The organism is Kitasatospora sp. SolWspMP-SS2h, assembly GCF_003259315.1.
GTDB classification, from domain to species: Bacteria; Actinomycetota; Actinomycetes; order Streptomycetales; family Streptomycetaceae; genus Kitasatospora; species Kitasatospora fiedleri.
In genome coordinates this window covers 43160-66476 of sequence record NZ_QLLT01000002.1, presented here as the reverse complement: position 1 = coordinate 66476, position 23317 = coordinate 43160, and the positions used below count along the sequence as shown (strand labels likewise).

The following is a 23317-nucleotide window of genomic DNA, read 5'->3' as shown; positions in this document are numbered from 1 at the left end:
GCCCGGGCCGCCGTGCGTACCGTCCGTCTCCCGGCCGGCGGCCGTCCCCTCACCCGGCCCGATCACCTCGGCGGCGACGAGGCGCACTCATCCCGCTGGAACCGCCGCTACCCGCGAAGACGCCGGATCAAGCACACCACCCCCGGGCCGAAGGACCAGCGGGCCACACTCAAGCGCCGCGGCAGCCGAGGCGACAGGCCGACCGGCTTCGACAAGCGGGCCCACGTCCTCCACGGCACCGCCACCGTGGCAGCGATCCGACTGGGGCTCCGCCCGCAACCCGCACGACCGGTTTCAGGCGCCGGTCCGCCCGTCGACCAGCTCACGCACGACATCGAGGTGGCCGTTGTGGCGGGACGTCTCCTCGATGAGGTGGAGGATCACCCACCGGAGGTCCACGTTGCGGCCGTCCCTGATGGGGCGCCTGGCCGTTGAGTTCAGGTCGTGGTCGGACACCAGGCGGCGGTAGCGCGCGCTCTGCTCCTCGTACTCGGCAAGAAGCCGGGGCAACGGAATGTCGACTGCCGTCCGCATCTCGGGGTCGGGATCGTCGTCGGTCGCCTCGGTGAGCGGCCCCGCGGGCTCCTCGCCCAGGAACACCACTTGGAACCAGTGGTACTCGACCCACCGCAGATGGCTGATCAGCCCGCACAGCGTCATCAGCGGTGAACTCGAGAGCGGGGCCTTGCGGGCGTCCTCGGCGGACACGCCCTCACACTTGGCTCGCGCGGTGTCACGGGCGTAGTCCAGGAAAGTGGCCAGCTGCGTACGCTCGTCCCACGCGGGAGGCGTGTCGGTTCGTTGAGTCATCGCGAGGAGTTTCCCGCAGCCCGGAACGGGTGTCGACCCAATTGATCGGAAGCGCCGTCAAGGCCCGCAGCAGCGGCTGTGCTCGGGGAGATCCCGGCAAGGTCCGCCGGACGGGCCCTGGTGGCTAGCCGCCGGCCTTGGCTGCGGCGAGCTGGCGCAGGTAGCGTTCCGCGGCGCGGAGTTTGCGGTTCTCCGGGCCGGGGAGGTGGGCGCGGAGCTCGATGATGTCGGGGGCGATCCGGATGGCCTCGGTGGGGTCCTTCACGGCGCGCCAGCAGGCCTCGGCGTTGGTGACGGCGCGCTGGGTCTCGGGGTGGTCGGGGCCGTCGGTCTGGAGGAGGGCCGCGGCGACCTGGCGGTAGAGCTCGGCGGCGACCGAGGGGAGTCCGCCGACCCGGCAGACGTGGGCGCGGACCTGGCGGACCTGGAGCACGACGGGGGCGCGGGCACCGTACGCGCCGACGGCCTTCTCCTCCAGCGCGAGGGCGAGCGCGGCGGCGGTGTCGTGGTCGCCGGCCTCGGCGTTGCGCACGATGTGGCCGATCGTCTCCAGGTAGTCGCCGGGCGGCACCTGCCCGGGGTCGGCCGCCGGGGCCTCGGACCCCTTGCCGAGCCGGACGGTCGCGGTCGGGCTCGCGGCTTCGGCTGCTGCTGCGGCTGCGGTCACGGCCGGAACGCCCGGCCCGGGCAGCGGGGTGGTGGCGGCGAGCGGGTCGTGCCGGGGCGGGGCGTCCGGCTCGGGGGCGCGTTCGACGAACGGGGCGGGGGCCGGCTTGCCGAGCGGGACGGTCGCGGCGAGCGGGTCGGGGCCCGGCAGCGGGAGGGTGGCGGCCGACGGGTCGGCCGGGTCCGGGAGTTCGAGCGTCTTCTCGAGCGCCACCGGCGGGGCACCGACAGCCCCGGGAACGGGCGCGCCCTTGCCGAGTTCGACGCGTTCGACGTGTTCGACGCGTTCGGGCTTGCCGAGCGGGACGGTCGCGGCGAGCGGCTCCGCCGGGACCATCGCTTCGCCCTTGACCAGCGAGACGATCATCGTGCGGCGCGGCGGGGTCGCCGGGACGCCGGGCTTGCGCAGCGAGACCAGGCCGCGCGGCGTCCACCCGGGGGCGAGCCGGGGGCGGGTGGGTTCGGGCGCGGCGGGGGCGGGGGCGGGGGTCTTCCCGGGGCGGGCGGCGGTGGCGGGCGGGGCGGTGGTCGCGGGGTCGACCTTCCGGGCGGTGTTGCGGAAGTAGGGGCGGTCGACGGGGTGGGAGGCGATCACCACGGTGTCGGGGCGCAGCACCGAGTGGACCTGCTGGCGGACGAGTTCGGGGGTGAGGAACCGGTCGGCGCCGGGGCGGCCGCGGTGCAGCGTCTCGATCAGGGCCCGGGTGAAGGTGCCGAGCTGGTCGGGGTCGTGGTTGACGACGGCCCAGAGCGGGACGCCGTCGGAGAGCTGTTTTCCGGCGGTGGCGGCGAGGCCGGGCCAGACCACCTGGTCGGCGCTCAGGTCGCCGATCACCAGGGTGTCCAACTCGGTGCCGCGGTGCCGCAGTTCGGTGGCGATCGCGGACCAGGGCAGGCTCTCGGAGGTCTTGCTCTCGCGCAGCGAGAGGTAGAGCTGTTCGCCGCGCCGGTCGGTGATCAGGTGGCCGCCGAGGTGGATGAGCAGCGGTCCGGGGTGGCGGGCGGCGGCGCGCAGGTGGGCGAGGACGGTCTGCGGGTCGTTGGCACCGGGCAGGTGGACGGCGTCGACCTGCCCGGCGGAGAGCAGGACCTGCGGGGCGACGCCGGCCAGCGCGGCGGAGAGCACGGAGGCGTTCGCGGTGCCGCCGCGCCCCCAGCGGCGACCGCCGCCGTAGCCGCCCTCGACGACCAGGATGCGTCCGCGCAGGCCGCCGCCGATGCCGTGGGCGGCGGGCGCGGACGCGGGCGCCGGTGTCGGCGCGGTGGCGGGCGGCGGCGGGTCGGCGGCGGGGGGCGGGAGGGTGACGACCGGGAAGGTGCCGGTCCAGCCGGTGGCGGCGGGCGGGGCCGCGGGCGGCGGCGGGAGGGGGGTGCCGCCCGCGGGGGTGGGGGTGGGCAGCGGGATGGTGCGGGTGGAGCTGAGGGCGGCGTCGGGGACCACCGGGTTGATCGAGGTGGCGAACGGGTCCGCGGCGGGCGGGTGTTCCGGCGTCCGGTCGGGGGCGGGCGCGTTCGGGGGGAGTTCGAGCGTCCCCTCCGGATCGGCCGCGGGGCCGTTCCCGGTCGTCGATGCCACGTCAGCCACCGTTCGGTCACCGCCCCCGTCCGTCGCCCGTGCGACGTCGTGCCTGTACGCCGTGGTGTCCCGCACCACGCTCCGATCCCGGCCACGATACGTGGTCCGCGGGCGGCCGGGCCAGGCCGGGCCCCGGGAGGGTTGACGGCGGCTCCGGTCCGTCCCGGCCGGGTCCCCGCCCCGTCACGGGATCGTCCCGACCGTCGGGCGCCCCTTGGCGCGGACGATCACGGGCTGGACACTGGGGCGACTCCGGTGCCGGTCCGCGCGCCCGACGGCACCGCGCACCGCGCCCACCTCCAGGCCCGCGACCTGGTCGCGGGCGACGTCCTGACGGTCCGCTACCGGCCCCGGAGACCCTCCCGGGCGCTGCACGCGGACCGGTCCGACGGGACGGCGGCCCTGCTGGTCACCGTCGCGGTGCTGGCGCTGGCGCTGCTCACGACCGCCGCCGTCACCCTGCACCTGGGCCTGGCACCCGACCCGGAGCCGAACGACGACTGGCACGTCGGCGGCTCCTACTGACGCCCGCCCCCCCCTTCCGGAGAACGGCACCGGGCCGAGCGGCGGCGGGTGACCGTCAGTAGGTGACGGTGATCCTGCGGGCCGGGCCGTCGACCCGGATCAGGCCGCCGTAGGGGATGACGAGCTGCGGTTCGGTGTGGCCGAGGTCGACGTCGAGGACGGCCATCGTCCCGGGGGCGTAGGCGTCCAGGGCGCGCAGGACGGCGGCGTGCTGGTCGGCGCGGTAGCGGGCGCGGGCCTCGGCGTCGTGCGGGTGGTCGAAGCTCCAGGCCGTGGCGCGGCCGACCAGCAGGGCGGGGAACCGGCGCAGCAGGCCGCGTTCGCCGAGGTTGCGCAGCATCCGGAACACCTCGGTGGCGCTGGGCAGTTCCTCGGAGGTCTCCAGGAACAGCACGCGGCCGGCGTACTCGGCGGCGGGGCGCAGCCGGTCCGCGGCGGCCATCCAGTGCAGGATCTCCAGGTTGCCGCCCCAGCCGGTGCCCTCGACGACCCGGTCGGGGCGGTGCCAGCGCCAGCCGGTGGCGGGTTCGACGGCGGGGGCGCGGTCGAAGGTGGCCGGGTCCTCCCAGCGGCCCTGCACGGTGCCGGTGTCGGTGGCGGCGGTGAGTTCGTACGCGCCGCCCTCGAACAGGGCGGCGCGCAGCGAGGCCGCGGTGAGCGGGTGGACGGCGTGCGGGCGGCCGAGCTGGGTCATGACGGAGGCGCCGTGGTAGGCGACGATGCCCTGGCGGTGCAGGAAGTCGAGCAGGTTGGTGTTGTCGCTGTAGCCGAAGAAGGGCTTGGGGTGGGCGCGCAGCAGCGCGGCGTCGAGGTGCGGGACCAGGGTGATCTGGTCGTCGCCGCCGAGGGTGGCCATCACGGCCGCGATCGTCGGGTCGGCGAACGCGGCGTGCAGGTCGGCGGCGCGCTCGGCGGGGGTGGCGCCGAGCCTGCGGGTGGTGGGGTACTCGACCGGTTCCAGGCCGAACTCCTCGCGCAGGCGGCGCAGTCCGAGTTCGTGCGGCAGCGGGAAGGCGCCCGGGCCGGCGAAACCGGGGGAGACGATCGCGATCCGGTCGCCGGGCCGGGGCCTGGGAGGGTACGTCGGCTGGTCTGGCATGCCGGGATGCTAGCGGCGCGGACGCATCGGGCACGACCCGGTTTCCGGGCTCCGGGGGCCTGAGGGCTTGGGGGCTTCAGGGCCTGAGGGCTTCAGGGAGCGACGTCCAGCAGGGTCTTGCCGAGGGTGTCGCGGGACTCGATGGCGCGGTGCGCGTCGGCGGCGCGCTCCAGCGGGAAGCGGCGGCCGATGACGGGGCGCAGCCGGTGCGCGGCGGCTTCGGCGAGGACGTGGGCGGTGGCGGCGCGGATGCCCGCGGGGGTGGGCCGCAGGGTGAGCACGGTGAGGGCGCGGGCGGCGGCCTCCGTGTCCGGGAGCACGGTCCAACTGCCGCTGGCCAGGCCGTAGCTGAGCAGCTTTCCGCCGTCGCGGAGCAGGTCGGCGGCGGCCCGGCCGAGGGTGCCTCCGACGCCGTCGAGGACGAGGTCGACGGGGGCGGTGGCGGCCGTCCAGTCGGGCCGCAGGTAGTCGACGGTCTCGGCGGCGCCGAGTTCGGCGGCGAGGGCGAGTTTGCGGGGTCCGCCGGCCGCGGCGACGACGTGCGCGCCCGCGGCGGTGGCGAGTTGGACCAGCAGGGTGCCGACGCCCCCGGCGGCGGCCGTCACCAGGACCCGGCTGCCGGGTGCGGGCGCTGCGGTCTCCAGCAGCAGGCGGGCGGTGCGGCCGTCGGCGAGCAGCGCGGTGGCGGCGTCCAGGGCGAGGCCGTCGGGGACGGCGTGCATTCCGTCGGCGGGGACGGCGGCGAGTTCGGCGTACCCGCCGCTGCCCCCGGTGGAGGAGACCACCCGCCGTCCCAGCCAGGCCGGGTCGGCGCCGGGTCCGAGGGCGGTGACGGTGCCGCCGACGCCGTTGCCCGGGACCATCGGGAGGGCGCCGGTGAACGGCCCGAGGCCGGTGGCGCGGAACTGGGTCTCGACGAAGGTCAGGTTGGCGTGCGCGACCGCGATCAGCGCCTGTCCCTCCCCCGGCACCGGATCGGGCGCGGCCCCCGCCACCAGCACCTCGGGTCCGCCGAACTCCCGCAGCCACACCGCACGCATCACGCCTCCGCCCGTTCCCGGGCCGGTCGTTCCGGCCCGCCGCCCATCCTGTGACGTCAAGCCCGCTTGAGGTCAAGCCGACCGGCGGCCCGGCCGCTCCCGCCCGCGGCGGACGCTTCCTCTCCTCGCGGCGGGCGCTTCCTCGCGCGGCGGGCGGCGTGTCACCGGCGGGTGCCAGGATGCCCGGCATGGACGCGGACGGATTCTGGGACCTGGTGGAGTCGAGCGCGGCGGGCGGCCCCGGCCGCGAGCGCGCCGACCGGCTGACCGCGCGCCTCGCCGGGCTGCCGCTGGCCGAGGTGCTGGAGTTCCAGCTCCGCCTGGACGAGGCCCGCGCCCCGCTGGACACCGCGGGCACGCTGGCGCTGGCCTGGCTGGTGCAGGACGGCTGGGTCAGTGACGACGGCCTCTGGTACTTCCACGCCTGGTTGATCGGCCTCGGCCGCGACGCCCACCGCCTGGCCGTCCACGATCCGGACGCCCTCGCCGACCACCCCGCCCTCCGGCGCCTGGCCGCCCTCCCCTACGAGCGGTGGGACGACGACGACTTCCCGGAGTGGGAACTGCTCGACTACTGCGCCCAGGAGGCGTACGAGCAGCTCACCGGCGAGGAGGACGGCCTGGAGGAGGCGCTGGAGGCGGTCGGCCACGACAGCCCCTGCGACGCCGGGTTCACCGACCCGGCCTGGACGCCCGAACAGACCGCCGCCCGCCTGCCCCGCCTCACCGCGCTGTTCGCCGACGCCGCCTGACCCGCCGCGCCCGGGCTGCCCGCCGCTCGAACCCCCTTCAGCCCAGCGCCCGTTCGATCAGCAGCCGGGTGAACAGCCGTGCCTGCTCGGCGCGTTGGGCGCGCTCCCCCGGGGTGAGGACCGGCGGGACGCCGTAGCGGCGGGCGGCGATGTCCTCGGCCAGGCCGGGCGGGGCGTCCAGGGCGGGCAGGCGGGCGATCGCCTCGCGCTTGGTGATCAGCCGGCCCTCGCGCAGCGCGACGGTGGCGCGGACGGCGGTGACCGGGCCGAAGTCCACCCAGATGTCGCGCCGCCATGGCTCGGGGCGGGCGGTGACCGGGTACCAGTAGTCGCGCAGGTCGGCCCGGAGGTGCGCGCGCAGCGCGGCGTCGGAGACCGGCGGCAGCAGCGCGTCGGGCCGCTCGCCCGCCAACACCGTTCCGGCGTCCAGCAGTTCGCGGCGGGCGATGACCGTGACCGGGCGCTCCATCGGCTCGCCCTGGGCGAAGGTGAAGTGCGCGGCGGCCGGGTCGCCGAGCCCCCGGCGCGGCAGGTACGAGCAGTGCAGCTTCGCCGCGCCGGGCTCCCGCGCGCCCAACTTCCGGTGCAGCGCGGCCAGTCGCTCCCGCACCGGCCCGCCGGGCGCGGCGGGCAGCACGGCGACCAGGTCGAGGTCGCTGCGGCCGTGCCGGTAGTCGCCGCACGCCAGCGAACCGTGCACCCACAGCGCGTCCACCGGTACGGCGTCCGCCAGTCGGGCCGCGAACCGCGCCAACAGCGGTGCGGAGAGCGCCCGTTGCTGCTCATCGTCGTGATCTGCGGGCAGGAACGGCGGCTCCGGGAAGGTCATGCCCCCCATGCTGGCACCCCCGGGCGCGTCCGGGGCGCGTCCGGGCCCACCCGAACGTGCCCGGGCACGCCCGGGACGGCCGGGCGCGGCTCCGCCGGGAAGCGCCGGGCACGCCCTACCGTCGAAATGGCCCGGCCGTACGGCCGGGCGACCGTCCGGGAACGGAGGACCCTTCCGATGGCACAGAAGATCACCACTTTCCTGTGGTTCGACGACCAGGCCGAGCAGGCCGCCGAGTTCTACACCACGGTGTTCGAGCACGGCCGGATCACCGAGGTGCAGCGCTACTCGGAGGCCGGGCCGGGCGAGGCGGGGAGCGTGATGCTGGTGTCCTTCGACCTGTTCGGGCAGGAGTTCCTGGCCCTGAACGGCGGCCCGGTGTTCCGTTTCAACGAGGCGGTCTCGCTCCAGGTCGACTGCGCCGACCAGGCCGAGGTGGACCGCTACTGGGAGCTGCTGACCGCCGGCGGCGGCGCGCCGGGCCCGTGCGGCTGGCTGAAGGACCGCTACGGCCTGTCCTGGCAGATCGTGCCGCGCCGGATGACCGAGCTGCTCACCGACCCCGACCCGGAACGCGTCCGCCGGGCCACCGCCGCGATGCTGACCATGGGAAAACTGGACGTTGCCGCCCTGGACGCCGCCGCGGACGGCACCTGACACCCCGTGCCCCCGTCCCGCGCCCCTCGTCCCCCGGGCGGGGGACGGGGAACGAGGGACGGGGGCCGGTCAGCTGCCGGTGAGGAGGTCGCGGAGCAGGGCCACGGTGTCCGGGTCGAGGTCGCGGCCGGTGCGGCGGCTGAGGGCGTCGAGGCGGTTGACGGAGCGGACGAGCTGGTCGCGGGCGCCGGCCGAGGCGTAGGCGTAGAAGAGGTCGCGGTGCAGGAGTTCGACCTCCGGGGCGACGGCGAGGGCACGGAAGATCGCGGCCTCGGCGGTGCGGTGGTCGCCGTACTGGAGGCGGCGGGCAGCGAGTTCGTGCGCGGTGTCGACGATCGCGGCCAGCATGTCCTGGCGTTCGGCCTCCGCCCAGGCGTACGTCCCGGCCGGGGCCTCGGCGAACGGGGCGCCCCGGACCAGGGCCAGCGCGTGCGCGAGGGCGGCGTCGGCGGTGGCGGAGGTGGAGCGCATGCCGCGCCGGTACAGGCTGCGGAACTCGTCCCAGTCGCAGGTGACGGTCGGAGCCAGGCTGTACGTGTCGGCGGGCCGGCCGCCCAGGTAGTCGCGGCCCTCCGGGGAGGTGCCCAGCCAGCCCGCCAGCGCGGCGATCTTGACCGGCAGCGGTTCGGCCAGCCGCTCGGCGGTGGCCCGCGGGTCGAGGTGCGCGGCACCCGGGTGGATGTCGCGGTCGACGGTGGTGTGCTCGCTGCCCGGGCGCAGCGCCAGGTACGCGGCGAGCTCGGTCAGCCGGGGGCGGCCCGCCGGGTCGGCGCTGCCCGCCGCGCCGAGCACGTCCACCGGCCCGAGCACCCGGATGCGCGGCGCGGAGCGCAGGTGGTGGGCCTCCGGGGAGCGCAGGATCGCCAGCAGGTCGTCGCTGTCGGTGCGGGCCGGACCGCTCCCGGGCCGGGCGGACGGCCGGGCCGGGGAACGCGGGTCGGGCGCCGCCGCCTGGTCGTGGGTGGGCAGCGGCTCGGGCACCACCGGCGGCGCGTCCACCGGGGCGGGAGGCGCCGGGACGGCGGCGGGGGCGGCGAGTTCGAAGGAGCGGGTGCCGCCGTCCGGGACGGAGGCGGACTCGGGCGCGGGTGCGGGCGCCGAATCGGACACGGGGCCGAGTTCGGCGGTGCTCTCGGCCTCGGACACGGCCTCGGACGCGGGCTCGGACGCGGGAGCGGGTACGGGCGCGGTGAACGGCGGTGCCGTGGGCGGGAGTTCGTCCTGCGGCAGCGCGGCGGCGATCCGGGGGTCGACGGGCGTGCCGTACGGCGGGGTGGTGGCCTTGCGGGCCTGGCCGTTGGCGGCGTGCCGCGGCTCGACGGGCGCGGCGGGCACGGCGGGCTCAGCGGTGGCGGGCGGCAGCGCGGCGGGCTGGACGGGCGTCACCGGGACGACCGCGTACGGGTTGGTGGGGGCGGTCGGGACCAGCCCGGCGAACGGGCTGCTGCCGGTGGGCACCACCCGGGCCAGCAGCCGAGGCCCGGCCGCTTCGCCGCCGTCCGACCGCCCGCCCGCGCCACCGCCGCCACCATCGCCGCCACCGTCACCGGCCGGCTTAGCCAGGCTGGGCTTCGGCGGAGCGCTCGCGGTACCGACGGCGCTCGCCTCCGGGCCGGTCGGGCCGCCGAGCAGGGCGATCAGGCGGGCGTCGAGGGTGCCCGCGGCCCGCCCGCCGGTGTCCGTGCCCGCGCCCGTGTCGGTGTCCGGGTCCGCCGGACCGGGGCCGACGCCCAGCAGGTCGCCGCCGAAGCCGTGACCCGGGCCGTCGCCGAAGCCGTCGCCCGAGCCGTTGCCGAGCGGGCCGGGGACGGCACCGATCGCGGCGCCGACGGTGGCCAGCGCGGGGACGGGCAGCGGGAGTTCCTGCTCGTCCTCGGGGCCGTTGTGCGGGCCGTCGAGGGTCCATTCGGGGGCCGGGTGCTGGGTGAAGTCGCCGGAGACGCGGACGAGTTCGCCGAGCTGGGCGTACTGTTCGCGGCTCAGTCGCTGGAGTTCGACGCTGAGGTGCAGGCCGGGCAGCGGGGCATGGCCGGTGGCGGGGAGCGTCCAGCGGGCGACCGGGCCGGCGCCGCGCTCGGGGGCGCGGGTGAGGACGGCCAGGCAGGTGCGGGGGCGGCCGTCGAGCAGGCGGCCGAGTTCGGCGGGCACGCCGCCGGTGGGCGGCTGCGCGGACAGCACGATCTCGGGCAGCCACGCCTCGTCCGCGCTGCCCCGGCTGCGGGCCTCGCGGGGGCTGCCGACGTTCGCGCCGATCAGGGTGGCGCGGGCCTTGGCGGTGCGCGGGCCGAGGGCGGCGAGCGCGGCCTCCAGGGTGGGGTGGTGGTGCACCCGGTCGGCGGCGGGGCCGGCGGTGGGCAGGTCGGGGGCGATGCCGACCAGGTGCAGGTGCAGGCGGTCGGCGAGCGGGCTGTGGGCCAGTTCGACGGCCAGGCTGCGCAGTACGTCCTCGGCGTCCTCGGGGTGGCCGGAGAGGTGGACCAGCCGGACGGTCTCCAGGTCGGCCAGGACGGTCGAGCCGTCCGGGGTGGCGCCGAGGGTGACCAGCGCCGGGTAGGGGGCGGCGTGCTTGGCGGCCTGCCCGGCGGACAGCAGCTCGGTGGAGTCGGTCGGGCACCACCACACGTTCGGGGCGTGCGCGGCCCGGAACGGGGCGATCGGCACGGCCGGTGCGGCCAGGTGCAGTTCGACGGTGCCCACGGTGGTGATCCGGGCGGCGACCAGGGCGGGCAGCCGCTTCTCGCCGCGGACGGCGTTGCGGCCCAGGGTGCGCAGGGCCCGGTTGAGCAGTTCCAGGCCGTGCTCGTCCTGGCGGGCCTTCAGCTCCGCCTCGAAGCGGCCGGCGGCGGCCGAGGGCAGCGCGATCCGGTGCCGGGGGCGGCGGGCCCGCTGCTGGTCGGTGCGGCGGCGGGCGACCAGGGTGATCAGCGCGGCGGCCATCAGCACGCCGAGGCCGGACGCCGCCAGCGCCACGGTGTAGTCGTCGCCACCGGTGGCGGCGGTGTGCTGCTCGCGGACGGCGGGCAGGTTCGTGGCGGACGCGGAGTCCTGCGGCGCGGGCGACTGGGCGGCGGACGGCTGGGCCTGCGGCGACTGCGACGTCTGCGGCGACTGCGCGGGCGCCGGGGTCTCGGGCGTGCTCGGCACGGTCGGCTCGCTCGGCGTCGTCGGCTCGCTCGGCGTACTCGGTGCGCTCGGTGCCGGGCTCTCCGGGGCCTGGGCCGCGCCGGGCACGGTGAGCACCGTGCCGGGGGCGAGCACGTCCGGGTCGGTGAGCTTCTCGCCGTCGGGGGCGGCGACGCCCTTGTTGGCCTCGAACAGCTCGGGCCAGCGGTCGCCGTCGCCCAGCTCCCGCTGCGCGATCGCGGAGAGCGAGTCGCCGGAGTGCACGGTGACGCTGCCGTGCGCGGGCGCGGCGGGGGCGGCGGGGAGTGCGGGCGGGGTGCCGGTGGTGCTGCGGGCGGTGGCGGCCGGGCCGGTGTCGGGCGCGGCGTCGGCGGGCATCAGCAGCTGCCAGCCGGGCTGGATCGGCCGGTCGGCGTCGAAGCGGGTGCCCGAACCGTCCATCGGGCGGCCCGCGTTGAGCTTGGCGATCTCGGTCCACCGTTCGCCGGAGCCGAGTTGGCGCTCGGCGATCGACCAGAGGCTGTCGGCGGGGCGGGCGTCGCGGACGGTGTAGCCCGGCTGCTGCGGGTCGGCGGCGGGCGCGGCCGCGGGCGCTCCGGCGGGCAGCGCGGCGTACGCCGGGGCGGCGTTCAACTGGGCTACTGCGGACGGACGTTGGGCGAGTTCCGGGGTGGCGGCGAAGGCCGATCCGGCGACCGGGAGCAGGGCCAGGACGGAGCCGACCAGGCCGGCCGCGATCCGCTGGCTCCAGCCGAACGCGGGGATCCGGCGGGCGACCCGGCCGCGCAGCTGGGCGGGGATCTCGACCAGGACGGAGACCAGGAAGCACAGCCAGCCGATCCAGCCGACGCCCACCAGCAGCCACAGGAACAGGCTGCCGTCGTCGGGGCTGGTGAGCGCGGTCAGCAGGTCGCCGTGGACCGGGTCGCCGGCCGCGGCGACGGCGAGCGTGCCGTAGCCGAGCAGGGCGGGCACCCCGGCGAGCAGCAGGACGAGTGCCAGCAGCGCGCCGAGCGCGGCCAGCGCCGAGCCGCCCCGGCCTCGCCGCCCGCCCCGCCCGACGGGGGCCGGGGCCTGGTGCCGTCCGCCGCGGTCGGCGGGGGCGGGGCGGTCCGGCCGCCGGGTGCGGCGGCCCTTGCGGTGCTGGTCGTCGGCTCCGCGCGCGGCCATCAGCCGGTCGTCCCTTCCGTGATGCCGTGCAGCAGGGTGGCCTTGCCGTGCCCCTGCACGGAGAGTGTGGTGATGCCGATCACGCCGAGCAGCGCGGTCGGGTAGGTGCTGGTGACGGTGACGCTGATCTCGCTCAGGTCGGGGTACCGGGGGAAGTCGACGCGTCCCGAGACGCCCTGGCCGTCGAGGTAGGCCCGGGCGGCGGACTCGGCCTGGGCCGCGTCCACCTGGTAGCCGCCGTCGGCGCGCAGCCGGGCGATGTCGAGTTGCTGTCCGGCCACCCGGGCGGCCTCCTGGGCGAGCGCGTCGGCCCGTTCCACGGCGCGCAGTTGGCCGCCGAAGTCGAGCACCAGGCCGACCACGGCCACCAGGCTGACGGCGGTGATGGCAACCATGACCGAAATGCTGCCCCGGTCCCGGGCGTTCACGCCTCGTTCGGCCACGTTCCCTCCCCCCAGGGTCTGTTGACGTTCCATCAGTTTCCCCGATAACGGTCCAGCACGGAGGTGAACGTGCCGGTGACGGTCTTGTGGCCGGGTACGCCGTCCAGCCCGATCAGGTCGGACAGCGGCACCGTGCAGGACACCCGGACGGTGACGGTGGCCAGTTGGCCGCCGGCGGTGTCCAGCGTGCCGTACTGCGGGTCCCCGGTCGGCTCGGCCTCGCACCGCACCGCCCGGGAGGCCAACGAGGCCCCGACGGCGTCCGCGGCGGCCTGCCGGGCCCCCTCGGGGGTGCGGGCCAGCGAGGCGGCCCGGGCCCCGGCGCGGGCCGCGGCGTCGACCACCGAACCGGTGGTCTGCAGCCGTCCGGCGGCCACCGCCATCAGCGCGAAGCTCAGGATCACCGGCACCAGGACCGCCGCCTCGATCGCGAACGAACCCCGGTCCCCGGCAAGGCGGTCGCCCCGGCCACCGGTCCTCCCCCGGGCCCTCACGGCTGCCCCGGTGCGACGAACTTCTCCCGGGGCGCGGTGGCCGTCTTGGTGATCGCCAGGTCGGCGAACGGGAACAGGGTGAGCGGTTCCACCGTGACGGACAGCTGGTACAGGTCCGGGTCGCCGCCGGTCTGCCGGGGCGGCTGCGCCAGCTCGACCACGTCGCCGAGCCGTCCGACGAACTCGCTCGCCCGCTGCTCGCCCGCACCGGCCGGCGCGCCGTTGATCCGTCCGGCCTCCACGCCCTCCCGGGCGGCGGCCAGCGCGGCCTGTTCGGCGTACCACCACAGGCCGGCCTGCACCACCAGGAGGATCACGAACAGCACGGCCGGGAACACGATGGCGAGGCTGATCGCCATCGCGCCCCGGTCGGACCTGCGGGCACGCGCGAGCCACCCGGCCGGTGCGGGCCGGGCGGCGGGCCGGTGCGGGCGGCGGATCACGGCGCGGTGCCGCCGGCGGGGACGTCCTTCTGGATGTTGCCCTGGACCTTCTGGCCGAGCTGGGTGATCGCGTAGACGACCGTCCCGGCGATGGCGACCAGCACGATCACCGCGAGGGCGAGTTCGATGCTGATCGCGCCCCGGTCGCCGGACTCGCGGGCGGCGCGCAGCTTGACGAGGCGGTACTCGACGACGGGTCGGACGAGATGGAGCGGGAGCAGCGGCCGCAGGGCGGTCGCCACGGTGCGGATTCGGGCCATGGTGTGGTCTCCAGGACTTCACGGGAAGGGACTTCGGTACGGGTGGCGCTGTTCGTTCGCTGCTCGGTCTGGGGTCTGGGGTCTGGAATCGGTGGACGGGGTGGTGTGGTGCGGTGTGGTGCGGTGTGGTGCGGTCAGCCGCTGTTGAGCATCTGGTAGACCGCCGGGAAGGCGATCAGGACGGTCATCAGCAGGGTCAGGGCGGAGCCGGGGGCCACCATCCGTTCGCTGTCGGTGTTGGCCTTGGCCAGCTCCTCGGAGAGCAGTTCGCCGCGCAGGCTCTTGGCGCGGGCCCGCAGGGTGTCGTAGACGGCGGCGCCGTCGACGCCGGAGATCCGCATGATGTCGGCCACGTCCTGGAGCGGGGTGAGGCCCAACTCCCGGGCCAGCGCGTCGAGTCCGTCCCAGGGCGGGAGCCGGTCGGTGGCGGCCCGCTCCAGGGCGTCGCGGATCCGCCGGAACACCGTGCCGCGCCCGACCGAGGCGGCCCGGCGCAGCGCCTCGGCGGGCCCGCAGTCGGCGGCCCGTTCCAGCGCGACGAGTTCCAGGTAGGCGGCGATGCCGTGCAGGTACTCGGTGCGGGCCTCCTTGGCCTCGCCGGAGACGATGCCGTCGGGGACGAACCAGAGCAGTCCGGCCAGCAGCGGCCCGACCAGCAGCGGGACGGCGAGCGGAAGGCCGTCGCCGACCACGGCGGCCATCACCGACAGGTAGCCGGGCAGGGCGAGGCCGAGGGCGGCGAACAGCAGTTTGTGGGCCATGAACCGGGCCGGGCTGCGGCCGATCAGGGCGAGTTCCTGGTGCGGGACGCGCACCCCGGGCAGCCGCCCGGAGCGTTCGCCGACCCGGTCGTACCAGGGTAGCGCGACGTCGGCGTCCTCGGCCCGGCGCGGTTCGGGGACGCGGTGCAGCCGGTCCAGGGCCTGGCCCAGGTCCGGTGGGGCGGGCCGGAGTTCGGCCAGCAGCAGGGCCACGCCGCCGGCCGCGGCGCCGCCGGCGACGACCGCCCAGGGGGAGATCACCGGGCCTCCTTCAGCAGGGCTTCGTCCTCGGCCGCGGCGCTCTCGTCGGCGGCCCGGTGGCCGGGCAGCCGGCCGGTCTTGGAGCGGCGGTCGGGCTCCAGCAGCCGGGGCAGCGGGGTGTGCCGGGCCAGCGAGCGCATCCAGGCGATCACCGCCACGAACGCCACCGCCACGACGGCCAGCACCAGTTGGCCCAGCACCGTCGAATAGGGCGCGGTGTAGCGGGAGTTGAAGGCGCCGATCACGATGACCAGCAGGATGATGCCGACCATCCAGCGGATCGTGGTGCGGTGCTTGGAGCGGTCCGCCTCGATGGCGCGCCGCTGCCGGACCTCTTCGCGCACCGAGTCCGCCATGTCGGCCAGCGCCCGGGCCAGGCCGGGCCCGCTGTCGCCGGCCCGCAGCACCAGGGCGGCCAGCACCTTGTCGGCCGTCGAGTCGGCGACCTGGTCGCCGAAGGCGCGCAGCGCGTCCTCGGGCCGCCAGCGGGACTGCAGCCGGGCCGCCAGGTCGGCGATCTCGGTCTCCAACGCGATCGGCGCGGTGCGCCGGCTGGTCACGATCGCCTGGTTCAGGCCGACGCCGAGCAGCAGCACGTCGGCCAGCCGCTGGGTCCACTCGGCGAGCGCCTCCAGCCGTTCGATCCGCCGGGTGTCGGAGCGGGTCGCGTCGAACAGCCAGGGCAGGCCGAACACGGCGGCCGGGACGAGCAGCGCGACCAGCGGGATGCCGGTGAACAGCCAGCCGCCCGGCGCGCCGAGCAGGGCCAGCGCCAGCTGGATGCGGCGCAGCCGGGCGATGCCGGGCGAGGTGGTGCCGGGCGCCCCGTACCAGAGGGTGTGCAGCCGCCCCTCCAGCGGGTTCTCCCGCTCCGGCCCGTCGTCGGCCCGCCCGGTCAGGCCGACGGCCAGCGCCACCAGCCCGCCGGCCAGCAGCAGTCCGCACAGCACGTACAGCAGCATCAGCGCATCCCCCCGATCCGCAGCGACAGCGGCGCGCTCCAGGCCCCGTACGGGGAACCGAGCAGGCCCGCGTCGAATCCGGCCCGGCGCAGGTCGTCCAGGCAGTGCGGCGGGGTGGCGGGGACGGCCCGCACCTCGCCGATCTCCGGGCGCGGCCCGAAGACGGTGTTCAGCGCGGGGCGGCCGGACTCGCCGAGGCCGGCCACCTCCAGCACGTGCGAGACGAAGCGGTGCCGGCGTCCGCCGACCGCGGTCTCGTCGACCATCGCGACGTGCACGATGAAGTCGACCGCGTTGGCGGTGAGCCGGTAGGCGAGGGTGTCGGTCATGTGCGCGCCGTACTCCAGGCAGAGTTCGGCGATCCGGTCGACCACCATGTGCGGGCCGCGGGCGTGCAGGGTGCACATCGAGCCGCCCTCGCCGTTGGTCATCACCCGCAGCATCGGCACCACCTCGGCGGAGCGGACCTCGCCGACGATGATCCGCGACAGCGTCATCCGCAGCGCCGCCGGGATCAGCTCGCCGATCGTCAACTCGCCCGCCAGGCGGCCGTCCACGCGTTCGCCGTTGCCCTCGCGGGCCTCCATCGGGACGACCTGCCGCAGGTGGCCCAGGGTGTGCAGCCACAGCTCGAACTCCGACTCCAGGGTGCCGACCCGCTCGTCCGGCGGGATCTCGGCGGCCATCGCGCGCAGCAGGCTGGTCTTGCCGACGCCCTGGGTGCCGGTGATCATGACGTTCTTCCGGGCCCGGATCGCGGCCGCCAGGAACGCCGCCAAGGTGGTGTCCACGGTGCCGAGTTGGACCAGGTCGCTGAGCGTCGCGCTGGCCACCCGGTGCCGGCGGATCGCCACGTACGGGCGGGGCGTGACCTCGGTCATCGCCTGGAGGCGCATCCCGCCCTCCAGGCGCAGCGCCAGCATCGGGCTGGCGGTGGACAGGCTGCGTTCGCCGCCGCCGTGCTGGCGCGCCAGGTCCTGGAGCAGCTCGACCAGTTCCTCGTCGGTGTCGGCCACCGGCGGGACCTGCCGCAGCGGCTGGTGCACCCGCGAGACCCAGACGTCGTCGCACCCGTTGATCAGGATGTTCTCGATCTCCGGGTCGTCCAGGTACGGCTGGAGCCGCCCGGCCCGGAACAGCAGGTCGTACACCGCCTCGGCGAGCACCCGGTCCTGCTCCCGGGTCGGCGGGATGCCGTGGGTCTGCGCGTACGCGTCCGACCAGCGGGCCACCGCCTCCTCGATCAGCGCCCGTCCGCGCTGCCGCCGGGTCGCCCGGTCCGCCTCGCTCCCGGACGCCTCGGACAGCCGCGACAGCTGCTGGTGCAGCTCCGCCGCGACCTGCCGCTTCAACTCCCGCGCCACCTGCGGGTCCACGGCCGGAGACGCCCCGACCGGCGAGAGCGCGGGCACCCCCGCCGCCCCCACCGGCCCGGCCGGCCCCGCCGTCGGCGGCTTCGCCCACGGCAGCCCCGCCGCATCGGCCGAACCCCCTTGCACCACCTGTCCGTTCACCGACTGCTGCGGGGGCAGCGGCCCCTGGTACGGGCTAGCGCGCACGCCACACCTCCTCGCCGTCCTGTTCCGCCTGCCCCGGCTGCCCGGTTTGCATGGCCTGCCCCGGGAACGGCGCGGGCGCGGGCGGCTGCGGCACCGCGGGCGGCGCTATGTGCGGCGCGGCGTACGAGATCTGCGGCGCCTCCGTCCGGACCGGCCACTCCCCCGTGAACTGGCCTCCCGCGAAGGGGGCTTGCGACGCCTGCTGCTGGAACTGCTGCGAAGGGTAGGGCTGTTGCTGCTGCTGTTGCTGCGGGTACGGCTGCTGCTGGTAAGGCTGCTGCGATTGCTGCGCCTGCTGGTACGGCGGCCCGGCCACCGGACCCGCCGCGAACGGCGGTACCGGCTGCGGAACTTGGACCTGCACCGGCGGCACCTGCGAGGACGCGGCCTGCTCCGGCGGCACGGGCTGCGGCTGGACGAACTGCGGCGGCACGGGCTGCGGCTGCACGAACGGTGGTTGCGGCTGGCCGGGCTGCTGCGGGGGCAGCGCGTGCTGGACGGCGGGCTGCGGGCCGCTGAGGCGTCGGCGGCGGCCGGTGGCGAGGTCCTGGATGCGGTCGGCGGCGGTGCGCGCGGTGCGCATCAGCTCGGAGCGGATGAAGCGCCGGTCGGTGGTGTCGCCGCCGTCGGAGAGCACCCGGGCGGTGCGCGGCGCGTGGGCGAGCGTCCCGAGGACGGGCAGCTGGAACTGCCGGGCGACCTCGTTCTCGGGGTAGGGGCCCTCGGCGACCAGCAGCAGGCCGAGGCCGTCCGCGCCGGCGCCGTGGGTGTCGAGGTCCTCGCGCAGCGCGGCGATCCGGGGCCGGGCGGCGGAGAGGCCGCGCAGCGTGGTGCGGACGGTGGCGGCCACCACGTCGGCGCGCCGGGGCAGCACCGCCATCGCCCCGTTCGCGCCGGAGCGCCCGAGGTCGAGCAGCACGTCGTAGCCCTGCGGTTCGAGCGCGTGCAGGGCCTCGACCAGGGGTTCCCAGGTGTAGGCCAGGCCGGGGGCCTGGGTCGGGTCGGTGAGGCCGGGCAGCAGCAGGCGTTCGCCGGTGCCCTGCGGGGAGACGTCGAGCAGCTGTTCCCACAGCGTCTCGGCGAGCAGCCCGCGCCGGTCGGCGACGGCCAGGTTGCGCAGCCCGTACACGGCCTCCACCCGGCCCTCCAGCGCGCCGGCCAGCACCGCGCCGCCGTCCGGGTCGCACTCGACCAGCAGCACCCGGCGGCCCGGCCGCAGCGGCCAGGACAGCAGCAGCGCGAGCGCGCTGCTGGTGGCTCCCGGCGCGCCCGGCCCGCCGAGCACGGCCACCACCGTCATCAGGAGCCCCCGGCGGTTCGGGGCGCCAGGATGACCTGGAACTTGCCGCCCGCCACCCAGAGCGCCAGCCGGGGCCCGTCGGCGGGGCCGACGGCGACGTCTATCACGGTGCTGCCGTCGGTGTCGGGCTTGCCCACCGCGGCGACCACCGCGGTCATCGTCTCCGGGGTGCGGGTGGTGGCGGCGTCGCCGCTGCCGCCGGGCGCGTTGACGATCAGGATCTGCAGGCCGGGCTGGAGCCTGGTGGCGGGCAGCTGGGAGCGCTTCGCGGAGACGCCGACGATCTGCTGCCCGGGCTGGGTCGCCGGGTCGCCGGTCAGGTCGGACTTGACCAGCAGCGCCCCGCGCTTGAGGTCGGTGGTGGCCCGCAGGCCGACGGTGCGCGGCAGGTCCTGGGCGTCCAGCGGGTGCAGCGCGGGGTCGCCCGCGATGTGCGCGACCACCAGGTCGTCGGAGCTGAGCACCTGCCCCATCGGCACGTCCCGGGCCAGCGCCAGCACGGCGATCCGCTGCCCGCTGCTGTTGTACAGCACTGCCCCGCCCAGGCCGCCGGCCGCGATCAGCGCCGCCGCCATCGCCAGCACGGCGGGTCGCCGCCGTCGTGCGCCGAGTCGGCGCGGCGGGGTCGGCATGCTTCGGTTCTCCACCGCTCTGCGGCCTCTCATTCGTGATGGAACGTCGACTCCGGCCCGGTCGGCGGCCGCGTCGTCCTCGTCGCGCCCGCCGCCGGGTCAGTTCACCACCTGGACCTCGTTGACCGGCACGTTCAGCACCGCCTGGGTGTAGGTCGGCCACCAGTCGTAGTCGGCCATGTCGATGGGGGTGCGGTCGCTGCTGCGCGCGGTCACATGCCACTTCAGCGTCACGCTGAGGCTGTACGCCTTGTCCTTCATCCGCGCCGAGCTCTCGGTGAAGACGTGGCTGCAGGTCGGCGTCCCGCTCCGGCTGAACGGGTTCCCGGCGTCCTTGCAGGTGAACTCCCGCACCCCGCCCGGCCCGTCGTCCACGTGCCAGACCACCTCCGCGAGGGTGATCGTGGTGGTCACCTCGAACCCCTGCCCGGGCAGCTTGCTGCTCAGCGGCCCCACGACCTTCGGGTCCGGGTCGATCCACAGCCACACCGGCGAGCCGACCACCGCGTCCCCCGCGGGCGCGGCGTGCAGGACGGGCTCGGCGACCTCGATCGACACCAGGGCGTCGTAGGCGACCTGGGCGGGCGTCTTGGGGGGCGTGGCGCCGGGGGGCTGGGCGAGGAAGGTCTGCCCGAGCGGCTGGATCTCGTTGGTGTTGGCGATGCAGGCCATGTCGTAGACCGCGCCGTCCTTGCTGCTGTGGCCCTGCCAGGCGGCCTCTCCGGCCAGCGGCTGCGGGTTGGACGGCTGGTAGTAGCAGCCCGCGGAGAACCAGCCCCACTGGGGCACGTAGCAGGGGACGTCCTTGCCGTTCCAGGTGCACGTGTCGCTGCCACCGCCCCCGCCCCCGCCGGACGTCCCCCCACCGCCGCCGGTCGGGGTGCTGCCCGGCTGGTGGGTGCCGGTGCAGATGACGCGGTCGGCACAGGGGGCGGGCACGCCGTCGTCGGCGCGCGCCGCCGGAACGGCCGTGGCCGCCAATCCGGTTCCGATCAGTGTACAAATAGCGGTTCGCCAGGCGGAGTTCAGCATGTCTTGTCCACCTCACGGGTGAAGTCGGCGATCAGCCAGCGGTTTCCGTATTTCTTCATCACGGCGGTCGCCGGATAACGCGACAGCCGCTGTTGCGGATCCTTGATCTCCTTGCTGGTGGCGTCCGCCTGGTGCCAGCCGGACACGTCGAGGCAGTCCCCGATCGTCGCGGTGGGCGGATTCGCCTGTAGGTCGAGGCTTTTGAGGACGGGTGAGGTGCGCGGCTGTCCGACCATGACGAGTCCGTTGTCGTGCAGCTGGGTGAGCGAGATCACGGTGTCGGTGAAGGCCGCCCCGGTGGCGTACTGCCGGAGCGGGGTTCCGTCCGAATCCGATCGTCCGAGCACCTTGACCTGGATGTCCCACCAGCCCTGATAGGCCGTCACCGCGCCGTTCCCGTCCAGCGCCTGGGCGCCTTCCCGGGGGACGGGGCTGCCGGTGCCGAGGTCGGCGGTGGTGGCGTCGGAGGTGGCCCGGGGGAGGGTGGCGGAGGGTGTTCCGAGCCGGTCCGCGGACCCGGCGCCGCCGGCCGAACAGGCCGTCAGCAGGAATGGCAGGAGCCACCCGCTGATCCCCATCGCCCCAGGGCGCACCAGAATTGAGCGCTGCCGCATAGCCCCACCTTGGTGCGGCCGGACCTGTGGTGGGTCCGGACCGCGGATGTCGTCTGCCGTCCCCGGTGTCGTTCTGAGGTCGCTCGGAGGTCGATTCTTCGCCACCCCGCCCCGGCACGGCAACACCCGGGGCGTCCTGACCTTACGCGGAAGGCGGATCCGTCGGGGCACTTTCTCGCCACAGAACCGCCAAAAGTTCATCGGAAAACGGCAATCCGGCGAGTGCCCCTCTCACGGCGGCACGATTGCGCATCAGGAGTCTCCCCCCGTCACGCGGGACCAGGAGTCTGGCCTCCCCGGCATGGGCCGGGTCCCCCCATCCCAACTGCCCCTCCACGGCGGGCTGGAGGTCGAGCGGTCCGACGGCGGCGGGCGCGCCGGGCACGCCGTGTTCGAGGACCCGGCCGAGCGCCCAGCTGAACGAGCCCTCCGCGCCGGGCAGGACGCCGTCCCGGCCGCGCCGGCCCGCGCTCCAGCGGCCGATCCGGCCCCAGAGCGGGACGCGCGAGTGGGCGAGCAGCTCGCCCGCGCCGTCCTCGCGCTGGAGGGCGGCCCAGGTGTCGCGGTCGGCGACGACGTCGGCGATCAGCAGGGTCTCCTCCTGCTCGCCGTGCACCATGGCGCTGGTGATCCAGTCCCAGGCGAGGCCGCGCCGGTAGGCGTTGTCGGGGGTGGAGCCGGCGGTGACCAGGGCGACCCGGCGTCCGCGCGGGTCGGCGACCAGCTGGCCGACCAGGCAGACCACCAGCCAGCGGGCGGGGCGCTGGGCGGCCTGCCGGAGCGCGGTGAGCAGGGCGTTGGCGTCGGCGTCGGCCGGGGGGGCGGTGACGGTGCTGCCGCGGGTGCCGGCGTCGAAGGTGCGGCCGGGGAGGGCGTCGGCGAGGGCGCGGGCGCCGTCGGCGGCGCGGGCCGAGCCGCCGTGGCCGCGTTCGGGGCCGCCGTCCGCGCCGATCACCACCAGTTCGATGCCACCGCTCACCCGTACCGCCCCCTCCTGCCGTACCGCCCCTGGCCCGCCGCGCCCGTCCCGCCGCCCCGCCCTCGGGGTGCCGGGACACCTGGACGCCGCGCCGGGGCGCCGCCGGAGGCCAAGGTATCGCCGAGGGGTGTCGGTGCGGGGCGGAATCGGTCCGATGAGCCCCAGCTCAGGGACCATGGACCCTGTTCGGGGCCGGACCGGCGGGGCACCATCGTGGGTATGGACCGTGACGACCGGGTGGAGAACCTCAGCGAGGCCGAGTGCCTGCGGCTGCTCGGCACCGTGCCGCTGGGGCGGGTGGTGTACACCGAGCACGCGCTTCCCGCGGTGCTCCCGGTGGCCTTCCGGGTGGCGGCGGACGGGCGGCTGATCCTGGCCCTGCGCGCCGGCACCCAGGTGGCCCGGGCGCTGGACGGCACGGTGGCCGCCTTCCAGGTGGACGACTTCGACCGGGCCGGGCGCTGCGGCTGGAGCGTGCTGGTGCACGGCCGCGCCGAGGTGGTGCGGGACTCGGGCGAGCGCGCCGCCCTGCGCTCCGGCGGCCTGCGCCCGTGGATCCCGGACCCGGGCCCGGAGTACGTGGCGATCAGCCCCGAGCTGGTCTCCGGCCGCCGCGTCCTCCCGGACCGGGACGCGGGCCGGAACGCGGACCGGAACGGCCTCGACGGCTTCGACGACCTCGCCACCGCCGCCCTCCCCGGAGCCCGCCCGGAGCACCACCCCGCCTGACCCGCCCGATCCGCTCGGCACGTCCGGAACCTCCGGGTCGCCCGGACGGCACCCCACTGACATGTGACCGGCGAGTAGGCATACTCTGCGAGGCGGCCCCTGCCAGGGCCGTCCCTGCCCCGACGCACCTGTGGAGCGCACCGTGACGACCTTCGCCTCGCTCGCCGACCTGACCGCCGCGGTCGGTGCCGAACTCGGCACCAGCGAGTGGCACACCGTCGACCAGGACCGGGTGAACCTGTTCGCCGAGGCGACCGGCGACCACCAGTGGATCCACGTCGACCCGGAGCGCGCCAAGGAGACGCCGTTCGGCGGGACGATCGCGCACGGGTACCTGACGCTCTCGCTGCTCCCGGTGCTCGCCAAGGAGTGCTACGACGTGGGCGGCATCGCGATGGCCCTCAACTACGGCTCGGACAAGGTCCGCTTCCCGGCCCCGCTGCCGGTGGGCACGGCGGTCCGGGCGACGGCGGTCCTGGTCTCGGCGGACGAGGTGCCGGGCGGCGTGCAGGCCGTGGTCCGGTTCACCATCGTCAGCGAGGCGAGCGCCAAGCCGCACTGCGTCGCGGAGACCATCACCCGCTTCTACCCGGCCGCCTGA

At 76.0% G+C, this 23317-nt stretch carries 23 protein-coding genes and 1 pseudogene; 6 read left to right on the top strand and 18 right to left on the bottom strand.

Features of this window, described 5'->3' with window-relative positions:
- Nucleotides 1–30: 30 nt before the first annotated feature.
- Nucleotides 31–273 (top strand): annotated as a pseudogene (locus K353_RS34765) (IS5/IS1182 family transposase); the annotation flags it as partial.
- 21 nt (nucleotides 274–294) lie between these two features.
- Here the strand turns inward: K353_RS34765 and K353_RS02560 are convergent.
- Nucleotides 295–810, bottom strand: a complete 516-nt coding sequence (locus K353_RS02560) for a DinB family protein (RefSeq protein WP_111551918.1) — start codon at nucleotides 808–810, stop codon at nucleotides 295–297.
- Nucleotides 811–934: 124 nt separating this feature from the next.
- Entirely contained in the window at nucleotides 935–3052 is a 2118-nt protein-coding gene (locus tag K353_RS34160) for a hypothetical protein (protein ID WP_158585316.1), read from the bottom strand.
- Nucleotides 3053–3307: 255 nt separating this feature from the next.
- Here K353_RS34160 and K353_RS33615 point away from each other — a divergent pair, with 255 nt between their 5' ends.
- Nucleotides 3308–3577, top strand: a complete 270-nt coding sequence (locus tag K353_RS33615) for a hypothetical protein (RefSeq protein WP_146616378.1) — start codon at nucleotides 3308–3310, stop codon at nucleotides 3575–3577.
- Nucleotides 3578–3632: 55 nt separating this feature from the next.
- Here K353_RS33615 and K353_RS02545 read toward each other — a convergent pair whose 3' ends face one another.
- Together K353_RS02545 and K353_RS02540 are read right to left on the bottom strand one after the other, a co-directional pair.
- Complete coding sequence (locus K353_RS02545) at nucleotides 3633–4676, bottom strand: S66 peptidase family protein (RefSeq protein ID WP_111551916.1); 1044 nt, start codon at nucleotides 4674–4676, stop codon at nucleotides 3633–3635.
- Nucleotides 4677–4768: 92 nt separating this feature from the next.
- The gene (locus tag K353_RS02540; protein ID WP_111551915.1) at nucleotides 4769–5716 is read right to left on the bottom strand and encodes a zinc-binding dehydrogenase; all 948 of its coding nucleotides are present in this window, start codon (nucleotides 5714–5716) and stop codon (nucleotides 4769–4771) included.
- Between the two features lie 188 nt (nucleotides 5717–5904).
- On the opposite strand from K353_RS02540, the gene K353_RS02535 reads away from it, so the two are divergent.
- Nucleotides 5905–6468, top strand: coding sequence for a DUF4240 domain-containing protein (locus K353_RS02535; RefSeq protein ID WP_158585315.1), 564 nt, complete (start codon nucleotides 5905–5907; stop codon nucleotides 6466–6468).
- Between the two features lie 37 nt (nucleotides 6469–6505).
- Here K353_RS02535 and K353_RS02530 read toward each other — a convergent pair whose 3' ends face one another.
- Nucleotides 6506–7297 (bottom strand): nucleotidyltransferase domain-containing protein, encoded by a 792-nt coding sequence (locus tag K353_RS02530; RefSeq protein WP_199527962.1) that lies wholly within the window; start codon nucleotides 7295–7297, stop codon nucleotides 6506–6508.
- A 177-nt stretch (nucleotides 7298–7474) separates the two neighbouring features.
- Here K353_RS02530 and K353_RS02525 point away from each other — a divergent pair, with 177 nt between their 5' ends.
- Complete coding sequence (locus K353_RS02525; protein WP_111551913.1) at nucleotides 7475–7954, top strand: VOC family protein; 480 nt, start codon at nucleotides 7475–7477, stop codon at nucleotides 7952–7954.
- Nucleotides 7955–8023: 69 nt separating this feature from the next.
- Here K353_RS02525 and K353_RS36740 read toward each other — a convergent pair whose 3' ends face one another.
- The 13 genes from K353_RS36740 to K353_RS02460 all read right to left on the bottom strand — a co-directional run bounded on the left by K353_RS36740 (nucleotide 8024) and on the right by K353_RS02460 (nucleotide 21987).
- Complete coding sequence (locus K353_RS36740; RefSeq protein WP_111551912.1) at nucleotides 8024–12247, bottom strand: LysM peptidoglycan-binding domain-containing protein; 4224 nt, start codon at nucleotides 12245–12247, stop codon at nucleotides 8024–8026.
- Complete coding sequence (locus K353_RS02515) at nucleotides 12247–12642, bottom strand: hypothetical protein (RefSeq protein ID WP_146616377.1); 396 nt, start codon at nucleotides 12640–12642, stop codon at nucleotides 12247–12249. The genes K353_RS36740 and K353_RS02515 overlap by 1 nt, the downstream gene beginning before the upstream one ends.
- A gap of 80 nt (nucleotides 12643–12722) precedes the next feature.
- Entirely contained in the window at nucleotides 12723–13184 is a 462-nt protein-coding gene (locus K353_RS02510) for a TadE/TadG family type IV pilus assembly protein (protein WP_111551910.1), read from the bottom strand.
- Nucleotides 13181–13543 (bottom strand): TadE/TadG family type IV pilus assembly protein, encoded by a 363-nt coding sequence (locus K353_RS02505; protein WP_146616376.1) that lies wholly within the window; start codon nucleotides 13541–13543, stop codon nucleotides 13181–13183. The genes K353_RS02510 and K353_RS02505 overlap by 4 nt, the downstream gene beginning before the upstream one ends.
- A gap of 80 nt (nucleotides 13544–13623) precedes the next feature.
- Complete coding sequence (locus tag K353_RS02500) at nucleotides 13624–13887, bottom strand: hypothetical protein (protein ID WP_111551908.1); 264 nt, start codon at nucleotides 13885–13887, stop codon at nucleotides 13624–13626.
- 134 nt (nucleotides 13888–14021) lie between these two features.
- Entirely contained in the window at nucleotides 14022–14909 is an 888-nt protein-coding gene (locus tag K353_RS02495) for a hypothetical protein (protein ID WP_111551907.1), read from the bottom strand.
- The gene (locus K353_RS02490) at nucleotides 14906–15871 is read right to left on the bottom strand and encodes a type II secretion system F family protein (protein ID WP_111551906.1); all 966 of its coding nucleotides are present in this window, start codon (nucleotides 15869–15871) and stop codon (nucleotides 14906–14908) included. The genes K353_RS02495 and K353_RS02490 overlap by 4 nt, the downstream gene beginning before the upstream one ends.
- Complete coding sequence (locus K353_RS02485; RefSeq protein ID WP_233533313.1) at nucleotides 15871–17430, bottom strand: CpaF family protein; 1560 nt, start codon at nucleotides 17428–17430, stop codon at nucleotides 15871–15873. Before K353_RS02485 ends, K353_RS02490 begins: the two co-directional genes overlap by 1 nt.
- Complete coding sequence (locus K353_RS34760) at nucleotides 17420–18730, bottom strand: hypothetical protein (RefSeq protein WP_199527961.1); 1311 nt, start codon at nucleotides 18728–18730, stop codon at nucleotides 17420–17422. Before K353_RS34760 ends, K353_RS02485 begins: the two co-directional genes overlap by 11 nt.
- A complete protein-coding gene (locus K353_RS02475; protein ID WP_233533312.1) occupies nucleotides 18730–19362 on the bottom strand; it encodes an SAF domain-containing protein in 633 nt (210 codons plus the stop codon). Before K353_RS02475 ends, K353_RS34760 begins: the two co-directional genes overlap by 1 nt.
- Nucleotides 19363–19461: 99 nt before the next feature.
- The gene (locus K353_RS02470) at nucleotides 19462–20394 is read right to left on the bottom strand and encodes a hypothetical protein (RefSeq protein ID WP_146616375.1); all 933 of its coding nucleotides are present in this window, start codon (nucleotides 20392–20394) and stop codon (nucleotides 19462–19464) included.
- Nucleotides 20388–21008, bottom strand: coding sequence for a hypothetical protein (locus K353_RS34155; RefSeq protein WP_158585314.1), 621 nt, complete (start codon nucleotides 21006–21008; stop codon nucleotides 20388–20390). The genes K353_RS02470 and K353_RS34155 overlap by 7 nt, the downstream gene beginning before the upstream one ends.
- A gap of 142 nt (nucleotides 21009–21150) precedes the next feature.
- Nucleotides 21151–21987 carry a hypothetical protein gene (locus K353_RS02460; protein ID WP_111551903.1) on the bottom strand — a complete coding sequence of 279 codons (837 nt, stop codon included), beginning with the start codon at nucleotides 21985–21987 and terminating at the stop codon, nucleotides 21151–21153.
- A 219-nt stretch (nucleotides 21988–22206) separates the two neighbouring features.
- Here K353_RS02460 and K353_RS02455 point away from each other — a divergent pair, with 219 nt between their 5' ends.
- Together K353_RS02455 and K353_RS02450 are read left to right on the top strand one after the other, a co-directional pair.
- Nucleotides 22207–22716, top strand: coding sequence for a pyridoxamine 5'-phosphate oxidase family protein (locus tag K353_RS02455; RefSeq protein WP_111551902.1), 510 nt, complete (start codon nucleotides 22207–22209; stop codon nucleotides 22714–22716).
- Nucleotides 22717–22858: 142 nt separating this feature from the next.
- The gene (locus K353_RS02450) at nucleotides 22859–23317 is read left to right on the top strand and encodes a MaoC family dehydratase (RefSeq protein WP_199527960.1); all 459 of its coding nucleotides are present in this window, start codon (nucleotides 22859–22861) and stop codon (nucleotides 23315–23317) included.